This window comes from Stenotrophomonas sp. A3_2, from assembly GCF_036624925.1.
Lineage (GTDB): Bacteria > Pseudomonadota > Gammaproteobacteria > Xanthomonadales > Xanthomonadaceae > Stenotrophomonas > Stenotrophomonas hibiscicola.
The window spans coordinates 1-392 of record NZ_JAZKVY010000281.1 but is presented as its reverse complement, the minus strand read 5'-3'; the positions used below and the strand labels follow the sequence as shown (position 1 = coordinate 392).

At 62.0% G+C, this 392-nt stretch carries 1 protein-coding gene; it reads left to right on the top strand.

Features of this window, described 5'->3' with window-relative positions:
• A partial coding sequence (locus R5H29_RS13910; protein WP_332329303.1) for a hypothetical protein occupies window positions 1-392 on the top strand: 392 nt, incomplete at both ends.

The following is a 392-nucleotide window of genomic DNA, read 5'->3' as shown; positions in this document are numbered from 1 at the left end:
TGCCGTGCAATTGGTCGGACAGTTCGTGCAGGTCGACCCCGCCGCCCAGGTAATCCTGCGCACCCGGTTTGAGGCCCCCAAGAACTGGGAAAGCCTCTATCCCTCGGCCAAGTACGTGAAGGAAGACGGCGGCATCGCCGAGCCCAGCGTGTGCGACGACGCTTACTGGGAAGTCGCGAAGCAGTGCCTGACCAAGTTCACCGAACAGATGCGTGCCAGCGAAGAGTTTGGCAACATCATGGGCATCCACTTGGACCGCGACGAGTGGTTCTTCGCCGAAGGGTCTGGCTACGACACCTCGATCGCCGCCCACGAGAAGTTCCGCACCTGGTTGCGGCAGCGCTATCGCAACGACGTGGTCACGCTTCGCGCCAGTTGGTTCGAAGGCAGCT